Annotated in this window: 14 protein-coding genes; 9 read left to right on the plus strand and 5 right to left on the minus strand. The window is 36.5% G+C overall.

Annotated features, from left to right (window positions below):
• Nucleotides 1-67 precede the first annotated feature (67 nt).
• The 5 genes from QOL71_RS09460 to QOL71_RS09480 all read left to right on the plus strand — a co-directional run bounded on the left by QOL71_RS09460 (nucleotide 68) and on the right by QOL71_RS09480 (nucleotide 4,790).
• Nucleotides 68-1,450: a T9SS type A sorting domain-containing protein gene (locus QOL71_RS09460; protein ID WP_283416688.1), complete on the plus strand. Its 1,383-nt coding sequence runs from the start codon at nucleotides 68-70 to the stop codon at nucleotides 1,448-1,450.
• Nucleotides 1,451-1,583: 133 nt separating this feature from the next.
• Entirely contained in the window at nucleotides 1,584-2,561 is a 978-nt protein-coding gene (locus tag QOL71_RS09465; RefSeq protein WP_283416689.1) for an acyl-ACP desaturase, read from the plus strand.
• Nucleotides 2,562-2,668: 107 nt separating this feature from the next.
• Nucleotides 2,669-3,100: a BT0820 family HAD-type phosphatase gene (locus QOL71_RS09470; RefSeq protein ID WP_283416872.1), complete on the plus strand. Its 432-nt coding sequence runs from the start codon at nucleotides 2,669-2,671 to the stop codon at nucleotides 3,098-3,100.
• A gap of 90 nt (nucleotides 3,101-3,190) precedes the next feature.
• A complete protein-coding gene (gene map / locus QOL71_RS09475) occupies nucleotides 3,191-4,000 on the plus strand; it encodes a type I methionyl aminopeptidase (RefSeq protein WP_283416690.1) in 810 nt (269 codons plus the stop codon).
• 22 nt (nucleotides 4,001-4,022) lie between these two features.
• Nucleotides 4,023-4,790, plus strand: a complete 768-nt coding sequence (locus tag QOL71_RS09480; protein ID WP_283416691.1) for a class I SAM-dependent methyltransferase — start codon at nucleotides 4,023-4,025, stop codon at nucleotides 4,788-4,790.
• A gap of 12 nt (nucleotides 4,791-4,802) precedes the next feature.
• On the opposite strand, the gene QOL71_RS09485 is transcribed toward QOL71_RS09480, so the two are convergent.
• Nucleotides 4,803-5,642, minus strand: coding sequence for an SGNH/GDSL hydrolase family protein (locus tag QOL71_RS09485; RefSeq protein WP_283416692.1), 840 nt, complete (start codon nucleotides 5,640-5,642; stop codon nucleotides 4,803-4,805).
• 284 nt (nucleotides 5,643-5,926) lie between these two features.
• Between QOL71_RS09485 and QOL71_RS09490 the strand changes: the two genes are divergently transcribed.
• The 3 genes from QOL71_RS09490 to QOL71_RS09500 all read left to right on the plus strand — a co-directional run bounded on the left by QOL71_RS09490 (nucleotide 5,927) and on the right by QOL71_RS09500 (nucleotide 11,728).
• Nucleotides 5,927-7,075 (plus strand): efflux RND transporter periplasmic adaptor subunit, encoded by a 1,149-nt coding sequence (locus QOL71_RS09490; RefSeq protein ID WP_283416693.1) that lies wholly within the window; start codon nucleotides 5,927-5,929, stop codon nucleotides 7,073-7,075.
• Nucleotides 7,076-7,159: 84 nt separating this feature from the next.
• Nucleotides 7,160-10,306, plus strand: a complete 3,147-nt coding sequence (locus QOL71_RS09495) for an efflux RND transporter permease subunit (RefSeq protein ID WP_283416694.1) — start codon at nucleotides 7,160-7,162, stop codon at nucleotides 10,304-10,306.
• A gap of 18 nt (nucleotides 10,307-10,324) precedes the next feature.
• Nucleotides 10,325-11,728 carry an efflux transporter outer membrane subunit gene (locus QOL71_RS09500; RefSeq protein WP_283416695.1) on the plus strand — a complete coding sequence of 468 codons (1,404 nt, stop codon included), beginning with the start codon at nucleotides 10,325-10,327 and terminating at the stop codon, nucleotides 11,726-11,728.
• A gap of 179 nt (nucleotides 11,729-11,907) precedes the next feature.
• On the opposite strand, the gene QOL71_RS09505 is transcribed toward QOL71_RS09500, so the two are convergent.
• Together QOL71_RS09505 and QOL71_RS09510 are read right to left on the minus strand one after the other, a co-directional pair.
• Nucleotides 11,908-13,362 carry a sigma 54-interacting transcriptional regulator gene (locus tag QOL71_RS09505; protein ID WP_283416696.1) on the minus strand — a complete coding sequence of 485 codons (1,455 nt, stop codon included), beginning with the start codon at nucleotides 13,360-13,362 and terminating at the stop codon, nucleotides 11,908-11,910.
• Nucleotides 13,363-13,476: 114 nt separating this feature from the next.
• Nucleotides 13,477-14,616, minus strand: coding sequence for a vWA domain-containing protein (locus tag QOL71_RS09510; protein WP_283416697.1), 1,140 nt, complete (start codon nucleotides 14,614-14,616; stop codon nucleotides 13,477-13,479).
• Between the two features lie 191 nt (nucleotides 14,617-14,807).
• Here QOL71_RS09510 and QOL71_RS09515 point away from each other — a divergent pair, with 191 nt between their 5' ends.
• Complete coding sequence (locus QOL71_RS09515; protein ID WP_283416698.1) at nucleotides 14,808-15,512, plus strand: class I SAM-dependent methyltransferase; 705 nt, start codon at nucleotides 14,808-14,810, stop codon at nucleotides 15,510-15,512.
• Nucleotides 15,513-15,549: 37 nt separating this feature from the next.
• On the opposite strand, the gene QOL71_RS09520 is transcribed toward QOL71_RS09515, so the two are convergent.
• Nucleotides 15,550-16,407 carry a DUF4349 domain-containing protein gene (locus QOL71_RS09520; protein WP_283416699.1) on the minus strand — a complete coding sequence of 286 codons (858 nt, stop codon included), beginning with the start codon at nucleotides 16,405-16,407 and terminating at the stop codon, nucleotides 15,550-15,552.
• A gap of 103 nt (nucleotides 16,408-16,510) precedes the next feature.
• Nucleotides 16,511-18,547, minus strand: a complete 2,037-nt coding sequence (gene metG, locus QOL71_RS09525) for a methionine--tRNA ligase (RefSeq protein WP_283416700.1) — start codon at nucleotides 18,545-18,547, stop codon at nucleotides 16,511-16,513.
• Nucleotides 18,548-18,902: the final 355 nt, after the last annotated feature.

Raw genomic sequence — 18,902 nt, forward strand, 5'->3', positions numbered from 1 at the left:
AGTATTATAATTGGATTTGCCGATGTTGTGCCATAGTTTAGCATCAAATAATATTTTGAAGATTAAAATGAAAAGAAACTTACTTTTGGTTTTGGCTTTATCCGGAATTTTGGGATTTGGTCAGACAGGTTCAGATTGCAATTACAGTGTGATATCAGACCGGACTTCTAATGGCGAGAATATCACGACGGGAGGCAATTTTGATTATAGCGCAGCAACAGATTTTGACGTTGTTTCCGGAAAAATTTTGACAGCGAAACAATTGTCTTTTAATGTGATGAAAGGTACATCACCCGTGAGCTACGTCAATGTTTATATTATGAAGGAAAATCAGGGAATGCCCGGTGATGTGATTCACACTTTCACAAATTTGATTCCTATATCTCAAGTTTTAGAGTACAATTCGACTGTGGAAGACGTTGATGTTTATAAAATCAGCATCGATTTTCCTACTTCTTTTGATTTGCCAAAAGGAAAATATTATATCCAGTTAAAAGCTGCTTTAGCAGACGGAACATCAGTGTTTTGGGAAATCAATAAAGAAACTACAAGAAAATTAGGTCGTTTCGATTTTACAAAATTTGACAGTGATCCTTGGTTTGGAGGGTTCTCTTATTATGATCATGTTTTCGAGCTTGTTGGAAACTGTAACGATACAGGCGAAGAGCAGCCAACAGGAACACCTTTCTCAACAGGTAATCCGGGAGATTCCCACGAGGGCGGCGTTCATATGGTCTGGACATCGTTGGCAGATGATTTTGTAGTTCCGGAAGGACAGAAATTTATTTTTACAAAATTCAAAATTTCCACATTACAACTTGGGAATATCAAGTATGCAACAATCAATATCCGTAAGTCTGAAAATGATTTGCCAGGCGAGATTCTTCATACATTTGAAAATGTTGGGGCGACCACTGAGAATTTCTATGGGTATCACCCGGTTGCAGGATTTCCGCTGGACGTTGTGGCTGCAGATGTGGAATTTAATTGGAATCAACCTGTTGAGTTATTGCCGGGAAGGTATTTTATAGAAGTGATTGCAGCACCGTTTCCGTTCACAGATTATCAACGTTGGGAAGTGACGCCCAATGCCGGTAATGATCTGGATTCTGTTGTTTCATTTGATGGTGGAGAAAGCTGGGAGTCAAATCCGGGTTATAATTATGTCTTCGAGGTTTCAGGCTTTACGAATCCTTATCTTAGTGTTGGAGATGTAAAGAAAAGTGATATTTCTGTTTACCCGAATCCGGTTTCGGATATACTTAACATCAGTTCAAATCAGTCGATTTCCAAAGTGATTATTTATAATCCTGCTGGTCAGATTGTGAAAACAATAACTAACCTTCAGGATAACAAAGTTGAAGTTTCGGGGTTGTCAAAAGGTGTTTATTTTGTCAGTACGATTTCTGAAAATGGTGAATCAAAAACTTTCAGAGTCATCAAAAAATAATAATAGTTAGAATATCAAATATTTAAGACCTGAATGATGTGTTCAGGTCTTATTGTATGTTAAAGTTCAATAAGTTATGCGATGAATAATTTTAATTTATTGTATCTTTACGGCTTTAAATTATTATTAATTGATGCACGAGAAAGAATTACAGCTAGAGGTAATGAAGACTTTGGAGCAAAATATGGACGAATTTATCAGCTCATATCTTACTCCAATAGATAAAATATGGCAGCCGTCCGATTTTCTTCCGGACAGTTCGAGCGAAAATTTCAAATACGAAATCGAAGAACTTCAGACTTTTGCCAGAGAGATGCCCTATGACCTTTTCGTCACACTTATCGGAGATTGTATTACGGAGGAAGCTTTACCAACGTATGAATCCTGGTTGATGGGACTGGAAGGTGTGGACCAGGAGAAAAGAACCGGCTGGACACAGTGGGTGAGAGCCTGGACAGCTGAGGAAAACAGGCACGGTGATCTTTTGGGAAAATATCTTTACTTATGCGGACGCGTCAATATGCGTGAAATGGAAATCACCACGCATCATTTGATAAATGACGGTTTTGACATCGGAACCAGCTCAGATCCTTACAAGAATTTTGTTTATACCAGTTTCCAGGAAACCGCAACTAATATTTCTCACAGAAGAGTAGGAACTTTAGCTAAACAATCCGGTAATAAAAAGTTGGCACAGATGTGTGGTGTCATTGCCGCTGATGAAGCCAGACATGCCAAAGCTTACAAAGATTTTTCGTCCAGAATTTTTGAAATGGATGCCAGCGGAATGATGCTTGCCTTCGAAGATATGATGAGAAGAAAGATCGTAATGCCGGCGCATCTTTTAAGAGAATCCGGGCAGAAAGCCGGCGAACTTTGGGAACATTTTTCTGATGCAGCACAGCGTGCAATGGTGTATACAGGACAAGATTATATCAATATTCTGAAAGATCTCTTGGATGAGTGGAAAATCGAAGGCATGAAAAACCTGAATGATAAAGCAGAACGTGCGAGAGATTATCTGATGAAATTACCGGACAGGCTACAGAGAATCTCAGACAGAATAGCAACACCACAGTTACCTTACAGTTTCAAATGGGTTAAGAGTTAAATAATTATCTGATGCACCAAAAATGGTGCATTTTTTTGTAAAAAATATCAAGAAATCACATTTTAATATTTTGTATATTTGCGGATATTTTTATATAAAACCAGATGATAAAAAGTAATAAAAAACTAGCTATCGATTTTGACGGAACGATTGTAGATGATGCTTATCCAGGAATTGGAAAGGCTAAAACATTTGCTTTTGAGACTTTGAAGAAACTTCAGGGAGAAGGTTACAGATTGATTCTCTGGACTTACCGTCATGGTAAAACTTTGGAAGAAGCTGTAGAATTCTGTAGAAAAAACGGCATCGAATTTTATGCTGTTAATTCAAGTTTTGAAGGTGAGATTTTCGATTCGGAAACCCAGTCTAGAAAAATTGATGCAGATCTATTCATTGATGACAGAAATCTTGGTGGATTCCCGGGTTGGGGAGAAATTTATCAGATTATTAATGAAAGAATCGAATTCCAAGTAGCAGGAGGTGAAGTTCACGCTTACTCCAAAATGAAAAAAGAAAAGAAAAGAGGATTATTCTGGTAAACAGAATAAGAATTAGAGATTAGATGTTAGAAATTAGATTTCTATTTTATCTAAATTCTAGAGCCTAACTTCTAACATCTAAATATAATAATGATTCAACTTAAAAATATAGATGAGCTTCGATTGATGAAGCAAAGCGCAAGATTGGTTTCACAAACTTTGGGAATGTTGGCAGGAGAAATTAAGCCGGGCGTTACAACTTTGCATCTTGACAAACTGGCATATGATTTTATCAAAGACCACGGTGCAGAACCTGCATTCTTAGGCTATGGCGGATTCCCGGCATCACTTTGTATCTCTCCGAATGAGCAGGTTGTTCATGGGATTCCAAATTCTGAGCCTATCAAAGAAGGTACAATTTTATCAGTAGATTGTGGTGTTTTTTGGAATGGCTTTGTTGGAGATCATGCTTATACTTTTGAAGTTGGTGAAGTTTCTGATGAGATTAAGAAGCTGTTAAGGGTTACAAAAGAATCATTATACAAAGGCATCGAACAATGTGTCAGAGGAAAACGTGTTGGAGATATTTCTAATGCGATTCAGAAACATTGCGAAAAAGAAGGTTATGGTGTTGTACGCGAATTAGTAGGACATGGTGTTGGAAGACAAATGCACGAAGATCCACAAGTTCCGAATTACGGAAAACCTGGCAGTGGGAAAGTACTCAAAGATGGGATTTGCCTTGCCATTGAGCCAATGATTAATCTTGGAACGGAAAAAGTAAAATTTCATAATGACGGATGGACTGTGACCACTCTGGACAATCAGCCTTCTGCGCATTTCGAACACGATGTTTGTATCTATAACGGAAAACCGGTTTTACTTTCAACTTATCAGTACATTTATGATGCTTTAGGAATTAAATCTGATGAGGAAAAAGCTTTTCAGGTTGAGTTTTAATTAAGCTAACTTCGATTCCGTTTTGAAAAAAGTAGCCAAATTTCTGCTGAATACAATTCCAAGACCTGCTCTTATACAATTGAGCATTTTGGCACGACCGATCATATATCAGGTTTTTAAAGGGAATAATTTTTACGATCCCATTGACGGCAGATCCTATCGCAAATTTTTGCCTTATGGTTATGGTAAACAGCGGGCTAATGCTTTGTCTCCCGGAACTTTATCTTTAGAAAGACACCGTCAACTGTGGCTTTATCTTCAGAATGAAACCAATTTTTTTTCTGAAAAACTAAAAGTCCTTCATATTGCTCCCGAACAGGAATTTTTAAGAAAATTCAAAAAAATGGATAATCTGGATTACACTTCTGCAGATTTATTTTCTCCGATTGTGGACGTAAAGGCTGATATTCTGGATTTACCTTTTGAGGACAACAGCTTTGATGTCATTATTTGCAATCACGTTCTGGAACATATTATTGACGATAAAAAGGCAATGTCTGAGCTTTATCGTGTAATGAAGCCAAAAGGCTGGGGAATAATTCAGGTTCCGATGAAAAATTCCCTCGAAAAAACTTACGAAGATTTTACCATCACAGATCCAAAAGAGCGTCAGAAACATTTTGGACAATATGACCACGTTCGCTGGTACGGAATGGATTATTTTGACCGTTTAAACGATGTCGGTTTTGAAACTGAAATCAATTTCTATTCACAAAAATTCTCCGAGGCTGATATCAAAAGATTTGGTCTTAATAAAAATGAGATTTTACCGGTTGTGAGAAAAAATTAAATTTGCATTAAATTATTTATCAGCAATATATTTTAATAATTTCGCTTTTTCTGGTTCTATTTCTCCATTGAAAGTTAACTCGGATGCTTTTTTCCCGGTCAGCATTTGGTAAAATATGCAAGCATTCAAAAAAGAGCCATATTTACTAGGATGACTATCATCGTCGTAAAGTTCAATTTCAGGATATTTTGTTATGACTTCAAAGAATTTTGTTCCATTTGAGGATTTGACAAGATTGTTATCTTTTGCAAGTGTTTCGTATGATTTGTTGATAACATTTACTTCTTGCCTTAAATTTTCCATAATTGGGGAGCAGCATTTTGACTTTTCTATAGATTTGTCAATAAGTATCGCAGGATAGCAATACTCTTTAGGATATCTATCTTTAGAAGGCCAGGTATTGAAAAGTATGAATTTACATCTGGGATTAGCAACTATCTTTTTTATATCAGAAATTGCTTTGTTTATTTTAAACTCACGGTTTTCGGGTATCAAAACACTTACTGAACCTGTTTGTAAAACAATAATATCCCACTTTTTTTCCGCAATTTTTTTTTCTGTTTCAGTTTTTTCACTTTCTTTTTTATTTCTTGTACTAATTTCGTTTTCGGTGCGAGAGGTAATTATTTCTGACAGATGTCCATTTAGAGGCATTCCGGGAAATGTACTTTGTTCAATTTTAATATTAGGATTAGTCTCATTTATCATTTCCTGAAGAGTTTGTGGCATATTGTGAAAATAGGTTAAACTATTTCCAATGAATAAAACGTATATTTCATTTCCTGTATTTTTGCTCTGAGATTTACAACTCAATAGGATTGATGTTATTAATATTAGTACAGTGTTTTTCATTCTTAAGTGTAAAATTTGAAAAATATATTATTGTTAAATTTAATGAAAATATAAAATGATTACATTAAAGTACTTATAAAACTAGACATTTTTTTCAAACATTTGTTTGATAGGTTTGTGTTAAATATTCTTTAAAAATAATTATTAACTATTTGGTTTTCAATAATAATAGTTTTTGTTGATTATATTTGATTAATTTTATTAATTGGTACATTTTGTGGAATGCATAATTAATCAATAAATTTGAACGTTTGTTTGAAAAACATATCTAAAAAATAGTATTTATGAGGAATATCGCGCTAAGCTTTTTTGTTGTTTTAGGTCTTTTGACGTCTTGTTCAAAGTCAGAAAATAAAGACAGCAAAAAAGAATTGCCACCACAACCATATCAGTATATTGTTGCGAAAAGTGGATCTGCAGAAAATCTTACCCAATATCCAGCAAGATTAGAAGGTATACAAAATGTAGAGATCCGTCCAAAGATTGACGGATTTGTTGAAAAAATCTATGTAGATGAAGGTAGTCAGGTGAGTAAAGGACAGCTTTTGTTTCTTATAAGAAATCCTCAATACGAGCAATCCGTTTTAGCTGCGCAGGCGACTGTGAATAGTGCAAAAGCACAAGTTGCCACTGCCCAGATGCAGGTCACTAAAACAAAACCTTTGGTAGATAAAAAAATTATTTCTGCTTACGAACTTCAGGCAGCTGAACTAGCACTTAAATCTGCAAAAGCGGCCTTGGCTGAGACTCAAGCACAATTGACCAATGCACAAGTGAATCAAGGTTATACCAGACTATACAGCCCTGTGAATGGCGTTATCGGTACGCTTCCTTATAAAGCTGGCAGTTATATCAGCAGTGCTACTGCACAACCTTTGACGACAGTTTCCAATATTTCCAAGATATTTGCTTATTTTTCAATTAATGAAAAACAGCAGCTTGATTTTTTTAAACATTCAACAGGAGCAACAATTCAGGAAAAAATTAATAATTCACCTTTGGTTGATTTGATTTTATCTGACGGGAGCAAGTATGACGAAAAAGGAAAAATAGAATCTATCAGTGGTTTGGTTGACCCCAATACTGGTTCTTTTTCTATGCGGGCAACATTTGCAAACCCAAAAGGAATTTTGAGAAGCGGATACAGTGCGACTGTACAGTTACCTAATAACTTGGAAAATGTCATTGTAATTCCGCAATCTGCAACATATGAACTGCAAGGGAAGGTTTTCACTTATGTCATCGGAAATGATAATAAAGTAAAATCTACGGAAATCAAAGTTGAAAATCTTCCGGACGGATTGACTTATGCTGTAACTTCTGGTCTTAAGCAAGGTGATAAAGTCGTAGTTGAAGGTATTGGTCTTTTGAAAGATGATACTCAGGTTGTTCCAAAGGAAACGACTTTACAAAATGTCATCAACAAAAAATAATATTAGTATTAATTTGAAAGATAGATAGAATTAGATTCTGTTTAAATCTTTTCTCTTTCATCTTTTTCTTCTAGCCAAAAATTTATGTTTAAAAAATTTATAGAACGCCCGGTATTATCCACCGTAATTTCCATTATCATTGTGATTCTCGGTGTTTTGGGAATTGTGACTTTACCGGTTTCTCAATATCCCGATATTGCCCCGCCAACGGTCGTTGTAAGTGCAAGTTATCAGGGTGCTAACGCTGATGTCATTCTAAAAAGTGTTATTGTTCCGTTAGAGGAGCAGATCAATGGGGTAGAAGGGATGACGTATATGACATCTACCGCAACCAATGATGGAACCGGATCTGTTACAGTGTATTTCAAACAGGGTGTTAATCCGGATATTGCAGCCGTTAATGTCCAGAACAGGGTTTCCAGAGCAACGCCATTGTTACCTGCCGAAGTTACACAGGCCGGAGTTACAACTACCAAAAGACAGAGTTCCAATGTTTTAATTTTTTCGCTTTATAGTGAGAATCCGGAATTCGATATGACATTCCTGCAAAACTATGCCAATATTAATATCATTCCGCAGGTTAAAAGGGTAACAGGAGTTGGTGATGTAATGGTTTTCGGTACCAAAGATTACTCGATGAGAATCTGGCTGGATCCGAACAAAATGGCTTCTTACGGATTAGTTCCTTCTGATATCAGGGCGGTTTTAGCTGAACAGAATATCGAAGCCGCTCCCGGAAGTTTAGGTGACGAAAGTAATCAGGCCTTCCGTTATACATTGAAATACAAAGGAAGACTGACCGAGATTCCTGAATTTGATAATATTGTTATTAAGGCAACAGAAAACGGTCAGATTTTAAGGCTGAAAGATGTTGCAAAGGTGGAGCTTGGTGCGCAGGATTACACAGGTAGCAGTGTTACGGATGGACATCCTGCCATTGGTATGGCTGTTGCGCAGACTGCTGGTTCCAATGCCCAGGATGTAATCAATCAATCGATTGCGGTTTTGGATAAGGCTCAAGAATCTTTTCCAAAAGGTGTAAAGTATGTGGCACTTGTTAACGCAAATGATTTTTTGGATGCTTCTATAGAAAAAGTTATCCATACATTATTTGAAGCATTCATTCTTGTATTTATTGTTGTTTTCTTATTCTTACAGGATTGGCGTTCGACATTGATTCCTGCGATTTCGGTTCCGGTTGCAATTGTTGGTACGTTTTTCTTCCTGAGTATATTTGGATTTACAATAAACCTCTTGACGCTTTTTGCATTGATTTTGGCGGTGGGAATTGTTGTGGATGATGCAATTGTAGTTGTAGAAGCAGTCCATAGTAAACTGGAGCAAGGTGAAAAATCTCCTTTAAAAGCATCGGTGAATGCAATGGATGAGATCAGTGGAGCGATTATCAGTATAACATTAGTAATGGCTGCGGTTTTTATTCCTGTGAGTTTCATTACCGGTTCCGCAGGAGTTTTCTATAAACAGTTTGGGTTGACATTAGCGATATCGATTGTATTATCTGCCGTTAATGCATTGACACTGAGTCCTGCATTATGTGCAATTTTCCTGAAACCTCATTCCCATGAAGAAAAGCAAAAGAATTTTATACAGAGATTTTTCACAAACTTCAATATCATTTTCGATGCTTTTGTAAAACGATACTCACGAGGTGTTTTATTTTTACTGAGAAAAAAATGGATGGCATTTGCCGGACTTGCAGTTTTTGCCGGAATCTTTGTCTGGTTAATGAATACGACACCTAAGTCTTTCGTTCCTAGTGAAGATATGGGCGGGATTTTTATGGATATTTCGCTTCCGATTGGTTCCAACGAAAATAGAACGAAAGAAGTTCTTGCCAAAGTTGAAAAAATTGTTGAGAAGCAACCCGAAGTTCTTCACGTTTTCAAAGTTTCAGGAAGAGGAATGATTAGTGGAACAGGGTCTAATAATGGGATGTTGATTGTAAAACTGAAAGACTGGAAAGACAGGACCAAAAAAGGTGAGGATCTACAATCGTTCGTTGCAAAAATGTACAAGGAAACAGCCGGAATCAAAGATGCAAAAATGACATTCTTCGGAAGACCGACTTTGCAAGGGTTTGGTAATGCTGCCGGTTTCGAATTGCAGATACAGGATCAGAAAGGAGGAAGTGTGAGCGATCTTAATAAGGTGACTAATGATTTCATTGATAAAATGAACCAACGCCCGGAAATCCAGAAAACATTCACTTCTTTCAACCCGAATTATCCTCAATACATGATTGATATTGATATTCCTGCTACAAAAGCTGCCGGTTTCTCGGTGTCCGATATTTTGAGTACGATGCAGGGTTATTATGGTGGAGTATATTCGTCCAACATCAACTTGTTCGGGAAACAATATCGTGTGATTTATCAGGCGCCTTATGAAGCTAGAGAGAACTTGGAGAGTTTCAATATGATTAAGGTAAGAAATGCAAGTGGGGAAATGGCGCCGCTTAGCAGATTTATAACGGCAAAAAGAGTTTACGGACCTCAGGCAATTGGGCGTTTCAACTTATTTACAGCAATTTCCGTCAATGGAACACCAAATCCGGGATTCTCTTCGGGAGATGCAATTAATGCCGTTCAGGAAGTTGCGGGTCAAACGCTCCCTCAGGGTTACGGTTACGAATATTCCGGTTTGACAAGGGAAGAAGTTAGCGCGGGAAGCCAAACGGTATTTATTTTTATTCTTTGCTGTGTATTTGTTTATTTTCTTCTGGCTGCACAATACGAAAGTTATTTGTTACCATTTGCGGTAATGCTATCACTACCTGTCGGTTTGGCAGGAGTAATGATGTTTAGCGCATGGATTGGAGGCTCTAATAATATTTATACTCAGATTTCACTCATTATGTTGATTGGACTCTTGGCGAAGAATGCGATCCTGATTGTAGAGTTTGCTTTAGATGCAAGGAAAAAAGGTTACTCAATAGGTCACGCTGCTATTAGCGGCGCAAAACAAAGGATTCGCCCAATTCTGATGACATCATTTGCTTTCATTTTCGGTTTGATTCCGTTAGCGATTTCAACGGGAGCCGGAGCAGTAGGTAACCAATCGATTGGTATTGGAGCCATTGGAGGAATGTTGTTCGGAACTATTTTTGGCGTGTTCTTTATCCCGATTTTATTTGCTGTGTTTATGTATCTGCAAGAAAAAGTAAGTGGTAAAAAAGACCTTGAAAAATACGAAGGAGCACTTAGCGAATAACCCAAATTAAAGTTACAGATGAAAATTAAAATCATAAATTTAGTTCTATTGGCAGGTATCGCAGGTTTCTTTTACTCTTGTAAAGTGACGGATACTTATCAGGATCCGCAGATAGAACAAAGCAGACAGGATAATCTCTTCCGCCAGAAAACAAGTAATGACAGTACGTCTATCGCAAACATTTCATGGAATCAGATTTTCACTGATCAGAAACTTCAGAACATCATTAATAAAACTATTCAGAATAATCTTGACCTGAAGCTTGCCGTTGCAAGAATTCAGGAAGCCGATGCGGTGTTCAAACAATCAAAATTACAGAATCTGCCAAGTCTGGATGGTGTTGCTTCTGTGACAGAAACCAAGAACAGTGCAGCTGCTCAAGGCGGTAACTTTATAATGCCGGATCTGTTGGTTTACAGATTAGGGATATCCACAGGTTGGGAAGTGGACATCTGGGGAAGGATCAAGTCTTTGAAAAGATCAGCTTATGCAGGTTTTCTTCAAACCGATGCGGCAAAACGTGCTATTCAGACTCAGCTGGTTGCACAGGCTGCCAATCTTTATTACCAATTGATTTCGCTAGATAAGCAGCTTGAGATCACAAAACAAACCATCGAGCTTAGGAAAAAAGATGTGGAAACAGTGGAAGCTCTTATGGAAGCAGCCTATCTCACGGGTGCAGATGTGGAGCAGAGCAGGGCCAATCTGTATTCAGCGCAATTGACAGTGCCGGATTTGGAATTGCAGATTCAGCAGACAGAAAACTCATTAAGCATTCTGATGAATGACAATCCACAATCGATTGACAGAAATACTATCGATTCGCAGGTGGTTTACAGTGACCTTAAGACCGGTATTCCTGTTTCATTACTTAAAAACCGTCCGGATGTGCAGGCCGCAGAACTGGGTTTCCGCCAGGCATTCGAAAATAAAAATATGGCAATTGCACAGGTGTATCCTACATTAAGCATTACCGGAACTTTAGGTTTGTCCTCGAGAACTCTGGAAAATTTCTTCACCAACTCTTTATTTTATACGGTTGGCGGTACTCTAACACAGAATATTTTCCAGATGGGCAACAGAAAAGCTCAGGTCAAAATAATGGAAGCCCGAAAAATGCAGGCTTATTATACCTTTGAAAAAACATTACTGACGGCTGGTTCCGAGGTTTCCAACTCTTTATTATCTTACCAAAAAGCGAAGGAGAAGGAAGCGACAAGACAGCTGCAAATCCAGTCTCTGGAGAAAGCTGTTGAATTCAACAAAGAATTATTGACCTATTCTTCCAACACCAACTATGTGAATGTTTTGACTTCCGAACAATCTTTATTGGCTGCAAAATTGTCTGCTGTTAACGACAAACTGCAACAGTTACAGGCCGTAACCGAATTTTACAGAGCACTCGGAGGCGGACAGTTTTAAATATTTTTTAGAAGCGTTATCCCGCTTTTCGTTATAATCTTTTTGCTCGGCATAGCCTCTCGCAAAAAGGATTTTCCACTGCAATCGGGGCTATAAATACAACAACCTCAGACGATTAATCTGAGGTTGTTGGTTTGATGACATGAATACTTTTTTTAACGTAAGTTTACCGGTAATTTTTAACTTCTGAAAAACTGCCCGATTCCGGCAGATTCAAAATTGAAAGCTGAAGTATTCTCGGACTTGTCAAGCTTTTTGCTTATGGTTAAAGCCCAAAGGACAAGTTCTTTGCAGAAGTTTTGTTCGTTTTCATCCAATTCTGGAACATTGTTTTCAATCAAAGTTGTCAAAGGTTTTATGCTGTTCAGTTTCTTATAAAATTCTTTGTCGGTATCAGCATAATTCAGTTCAAGATGATTGCTGTTGAACCATTGGATGATATCGGTGTAAGGTGTTTTCAGTCCTTCTTTTTCCAGCTTGGGAATTCGGGGAAAAAGACTTTCAAACTGAACCATAATTGCATCATCGATAAGAATCTTGGCAACATGATCTGCGCCTTCCTGTTCTCCTTCATACACCAATTCGATTTTTCCGGTGATAGAAGGAATAATAGACATGAAATCTAAAAGACGAATGCTTGTTTTTTCTGAACCGGTTTCCAAAAGACGCAGTTTAGCCGCTGCAAAAAGATTTTCCATGGCACTGATTGTTAATCTTGCGCTTACTCCACTTTTGGCATCCACATATTCGCTGTCTCTGGCTACAAAAGCTACTTCTTCCAAAAGATTTTTCGCCAAATCGGAAATCTGAATTTTGTCTCGGTCTTCTGGAGAAATCAAAGCTTCCTGCTCGGTAATTTGTTTGGCAAGCTCGACACTTTTCGGGTAATGAGTGAAGATCTGAGAACCGATTCTGTCTTTTAAAGGCGTTACAATACTTCCTCTGTTGGTATAATCTTCCGGGTTTGCCGTAAATACAAACTGAATATCCAAAGGCATTCTCAATTGGAAACCTCTGATCTGAATATCACCTTCCTGTAAAATATTGAACAAAGAAACCTGAATTCTGGCCTGCAGATCGGGTAATTCATTCAAAACAAAGATGGAACGGTTGGCTCTTGGGATCATTCCGTAATGTAAAACGCGTTCATCAGAATAAGGTAATTTTAAAGTTGCTGCCTTTATGGGATCGATGTCTCCAATTAAATCGGCAATATTTACATCAGGAGTTGCCAGTTTTTCAAAAAAACGGTCTGAACGGTGAACCCATGAAATCGGAGTTTCGTCACCAAGTTCTGCAATCAGGTCTTTCGCATATTTTGAAATCGGATGAAACGGACTGTCGTTAATTTCAGAACCTTTTACAATCGGCATATACTCATCCAAAAGATTGACCATGCTTCTGGCAATTCTTGTTTTTGCCTGTCCGCGTAATCCTAAAAGATTAATGTGATGACCCGCCAAAATTGCTTTTTTCAATTGCGGAATTACGGTATCTTCATAACCGTAAAGTCCTTCAAAAACAGGTTCTTTAGCTTTAATTTTAGCAATCAGATTAGCCTGAATTTCCTGATTGATGGTTTTATGAGTATACCCTGAATTTTTTAGTTCTTTAAATGTTGTATCGTTTTTCATTTGTCTAGTCATATAATTTGTTATATAGCAGTATTAATAGGTCTAACTAACTGCTTTATTTTGGTTTGTAAAGACATTTAACTTTTATCTTTTATCTTTTTCCTTGGCTCTTCCTCAAATCCTTTTAATTCTATTCTTTTCGTAATCTTCAAAAATCATCTGCCCTAATCCTGAAAGTCCTGTAAGGAAAGCTTTTCCTTTATTCTGAGCAGTAAAGATCTCAACAAATTTTCGGAGATAAGGATCCTGTGCAATCATGAAAGTAGTGATCGGAATTTTCAGTTTTCTTGCCTGTGCTGCTTTATGAAGACATTCGGAAACAATTCTTTCATCAAGTCCTACACTGTTCATGTAATATTCTCCGTTCGGTAACTTCAGACAGCTTGGTTTTCCGTCGGTAATCATGAAGATCTGCTTGTTGGTATTTCTTTTTCTTCGCAGAATATCCATTGCCAATTCCAACCCGGCAACCGTATTGGTATGATACGGCCCAACTTGCAAATAAGGCAAATCTTTAATTTTAATTGGCCACGCTTCATTTCCGAAAACAATAATATCAATAGAATCTTTCGGATATTTTCTTTTGATTAATTCCACCAGAGCCATGGCTACTTTTTTGGCAGGAGTAATACGGTCTTCGCCATACAGAATCATAGAGTGGCTGATATCTATCATTAAAACCGTGCTCATCTGAGCTTTGTGTTTGGTTTCTTCTACGATGAGGTCATCTTCCGTCATTCTGAGATCTGAAATTCCATTGTTAATCTGGGCGTTTTTCAAACTTTCAGTCATATTTACAGCTGATAAATCATCACCATATTGGAAATTCCGGTTTTCTCCATCACGTTCATCTCCGATTCCGGTTTTGGTGGTTCGGTGATTTCCGACACCACTTTTCTGGAGCTTCCCGAAAATCTGATCCAAGGCATATTCACGAAGGGCAGCTTCCAGTTTGGCAGTCAACACGTTTTTACCTTCTCCGGTTCCGGAATTGCCATCTTCAGGATCTTCTGCTTTGATATAGCCGCGTTTTTTCAGATCTTCTTCAAAATCTTCACGGGTGTATTCATCATCGAAAATATTGTATTCTCTGTCGAGCATATCGAGCCATTCAAAAGCTTCCTCAAGATCGCCGGAAGTGTGGATGAGCAAATCTCTGAATACATCGAAAACCCTTTCGAAATTGGAAATTTCCTCCGGAACATGTTTACTGAAAGTAAAACCCTGATGAACATTAAAACTTTTATTTGTCATGAGGTTGTTCTTGTATTTAAAAACAGACAAGTTAGGAAATATTGTAAGAAGAATAGTGCTTGAAAAATAGAAAATGTTAATGATGCTTATAAAGTATTTAAAATGATTTTAAAAGAAATAATACTCTTAATTAAGAATATATTTTTCGTTTCTTTTCGGAACGCAGTATCTTTGCCGCCATATTTACATCTATGAAAGATTTAATGGGCCGTGCAATCTGGGATTTTTATCATGATGAAGATCCAAAAGATTTGCAGACTGAAACTTCAATTTCTGAACTGGACGAGCTTCCGGTGGATTATCTTTTCCGTGATTTTGAAGATATGAATGATATTGAACAAAAAGCTTTAGAACTGTCCAAAGGAAAAGTTTTAGATATTGGAGCCGGATCCGGATCACATTCTTTATATCTTCAAAATGATAGAAATCTGGATGTTACTGCGTTAGATATTTCACCAAAATCCATTGAAGTATGCAAATTGAGGGGAATCAAAAAAGCGGTTGCTGAAAATATGCTTCATTTTGAAGGAGAAACTTTTGATACAATTCTTTTATTAATGAACGGAACAGGGATTTTTCAAAGCCTGAAAGTCATTGATATTTATCTCAAAAAATTACATTCTTTGTTGAATGAAAAAGGTCAGATTTTGATTGACAGCACCGATATTTTATATATGTTCGATCGGGATGAAGACGGCGGAGTTTATATTCCTGCAGAAGGATATTATGGCGAGCTGGATTATATCGTTCATTACAAAGGTGAATCTGAAGATCCAATTAAATGGCTGTATCTTGATTTTAATACCTTGAAAAATGCAGTTGAAAACAATGGGTTTGCAATTGAAAAAGTTTTGCAGGATGAAGATGCTTATCTGTCAAAGTTGATCAAGAAATAAAAAAAACCTCGGAGAAATTAACTCTGAGGTTTTTATTTTAGTCTTTAGATTTTCTTTTTCGATTTCTCCATTTTCTGAATAAGATGATAATGATCGGGATGATTAATAAAAATGGCCAATACGTAATTAATCCTAAAATGAAGCCAACAAAATTATTCCAGCCTTGTGCTACCGAATCTACAAACTGACTTCCAAAACCTATTTTAGAGGTAACAGAATTTCTCGGTTTGTTTTTAATTAGAGTCAATTCTATTGTACTGTATTTTACTTTATCATCTATGAACTTCAATCTTCCTTTTGAAGACTCTATTTCTTCTTCTAAATTGCGAATATTTTCCTGGATTTCTAAAATATCTTTTGTATTAGTACTTTTTTTCAGAAGGTCTCTATATTTTTCAAGATAGGTTAATTTGTTCTCAAGTCTTATAGAAACATCGGTGTATTCTTCTGTAACATCATCAGTACCTATATTTTTTGAAATGACATTTCCAATACCTTCATCCATTGATTGCAAAAGATTATCAAAGTTCTCATTAGGAACTCTGATAGTCATTTTCAGCATTTCCTGCTCTTCGCTATTGCTGAAAAATTCGCCTTGCTTGTAAGCATCTAATTTTTTGAAATTGTCGGTAATGATTTTTTGAGCTTTGTTGATATCTCCAACTTCAATTTCTATTCTTCCGGTTTTAATTATTTTTTGAGAAATCTTTTGAGGATTGTCCGAGGGTGTTTTTTCCTCAATTAAATTTGGTAGTGGAAGTAATTTGTCACTACTCTCACTCTTTGCGCTTACATTATCTACTAGAGCTAAATCTGCAGATATCATTTCGTGGTTATTATTTTTCCCACAGGAAAGGATTGTGGCAAAAAGAAATAGAAGATATATTTTTCTCATGAATAGGTTAAATTTTTTTTAAACAGTATCAAAAATTATGCGAAAAAAAATCTTTTAGATAATTTCCAAAAGATTTTTATATTAATAACATTATTTCATTCGTCTATCCAATCTCAATACCGTTCTCAACATTGCTGTCATCAGGTGTTACGAAAGATAGTTTTCCGTCCGGTTTTGTTGTTAATAGCAACATTCCTTGAGATTCAATTCCTCTGATTTTTCTTGGAGCAAGGTTCAATAAAATCATCACCTGTTTTCCAACCACTTCTTCCGGAGTGAAACTTTCTGCAATTCCTGAAACTACAGTTCTTACGTCAATACCTGTATCCACAGTAAGTTTTAGTAATTTATCTGCTTTTTCAACTTTTTCAGCTTCTAAGATGGTGGCTGTTCTTAAGTCAATTTTAGTAAAATCATCAAAAGTGATTTCGTCTTTCATAGGGTTTGCGTTAGGGTTTGTTTTTTTATTGTTTTGCTTTGTGTCTTCCAGCTTTTGGATTTGAGCTTCAATCACATCGTCTTCGATTTTTGAGAAAAGAAGAGATGCTTCGTTGATTTTGTGGCCCGTTTCAATTAAAACAGATTTTGTTTCAACATCATTCCAGTCTGACCTCTGTACATTGAACATGTTCAATAATTTCTCAGAGCTGAAAGGCATAAACGGTTCGCATAACTGAGCTAAAGCAACTGCAATCTGAGCTCCAACAAATAAGGATTGAGCCGCTTTTTCAGGATTGTCTTTAATGGTTTTCCAAGGTTCTTCTGTCTGAAGATATTGGTTTCCAAAACGAGCTAAATTCATCAAAGCTGTTAGAGAATTTCTGAATTCATAATTTTCTAAAAACCCTGAAATTTCTTTCGCTGCTTTGTTGATTTCCTTTAATTCAGGACTGTTTGTATTACCTTGAGGAACAACTCCGTCATAATATTTATGAATTAAAACAGCAACTCTATTGATAAAGTTCCCAAAAATACCAACTAATTCAGAGTTATTCTTCGTCTGAAAATCTTTCCATGTAAAGTTATTGTCCTTTGTTTCGGGAGCCGATGAAAGAAGAGCATATCTCAATACATCCTGTTGTCCCGGGAAATCTTCTACATATTCATGTGCCCAAACCGCCCAGTTTCTTGAAGTTGAAATTTTATCATTTTCAAGATTAAGGAATTCAAAAGCAGGAACGTTTTTCGGCATGATGAAATCTCCGTGAGCCTTCATCATCGAAGGGAAAATAATACAGTGAAATACAATATTATCTTTACCGATAAAGTGAACCAAATCAGAATTTTCGCTTTGCCAGTAATCTTTCCAGTCTTTTCCGTTTTTCGCAGCCCATTCTTTGGTGAAAGAAATATAGCCGATCGGCGCATCAAACCAAACATACAGAACTTTTCCTTCTGCATCAGGAAGCGGAACAGGAACTCCCCAATTCAGATCTCTGGTCATGGCACGAGGTTTCAAACCGTCGTTTAACCAGGATTTTACCTGTCCGTAAACATTCGGTTTCCAGTCGTCTTTATGACCTTCGATAATCCATTCGTTTAAGAAATCTTCATATTCATTTAACGGTAAATACCAGTTTTTTGTTTCTTTTAAGATAGGAACATTTCCGCTTAACATTGATTTCGGATTGATCAGTTCAGATGGAGAAAGGGTAGTTCCGCATCTTTCACACTGATCTCCGTATGCATTTTCGTTTCCGCAATTCGGGCAGGTTCCGACGATATATCTGTCGGCTAAGAATTCATTAGCCTGTTCATCAAAATATTGCTCAGACAGTTCTTCCGTAAACTTTCCTTTTTCATAAAGAACTTTAAAGAAATCCTGACTTGTCTCATAGTGATTTTTAGAAGTCGTTCTTGAATATTCATCAAATGAAATCCCCAAATCCGAAAAAGATTTTTTAATGATCTCGTGGTATTTATCAACAATATCCTGTGGCGTAACTCCTTCTTTTTTAGCTCTTATGGTAATAGGAATCCCATGCTCATCCGAACCACAGATAAACGCTACATCTTTTCCCAATCTTCTCTGAAATCTTGCGTAAACATCCGCAGGAATATATACACCCGCCAAATGCCCTATATGAACCGGTCCGTTTGCATAAGGCAAAGCTGCCGTAATCATCTTTCTGTTTGACATTTTATAAATAAAAATTTGAATTGCAAAATTACGATTTTCATTTAGATTGTTAATAAAAGAAATGATAGGCCAATGGAAAAATATTTATTAACCTTATCCATTCAGATGTCTCTTCAAATTGGCTTTGATGGTTTTTAACTATTTTTTTATTTATTGTTGAAAAAAATAATTTTTTAATGATTATTAATGTAATTTATTTGTTTTTTGAAATCACCGTAAATACTTGTTTTTTCCTCTTTACATGAAAATCGATAAAATTCCAAAAAGTTCATTTTTGATTAATATAGGATTAATATTGGTTAATTTAGAAGAAGAAAAATTGTTAAAATTTCATGAAAAACATTGCAAAAACAGT

The sequence above is a fragment of the Epilithonimonas pallida genome (assembly GCF_900182975.1).
GTDB classification, from domain to species: Bacteria; Bacteroidota; Bacteroidia; order Flavobacteriales; family Weeksellaceae; genus Epilithonimonas; species Epilithonimonas pallida.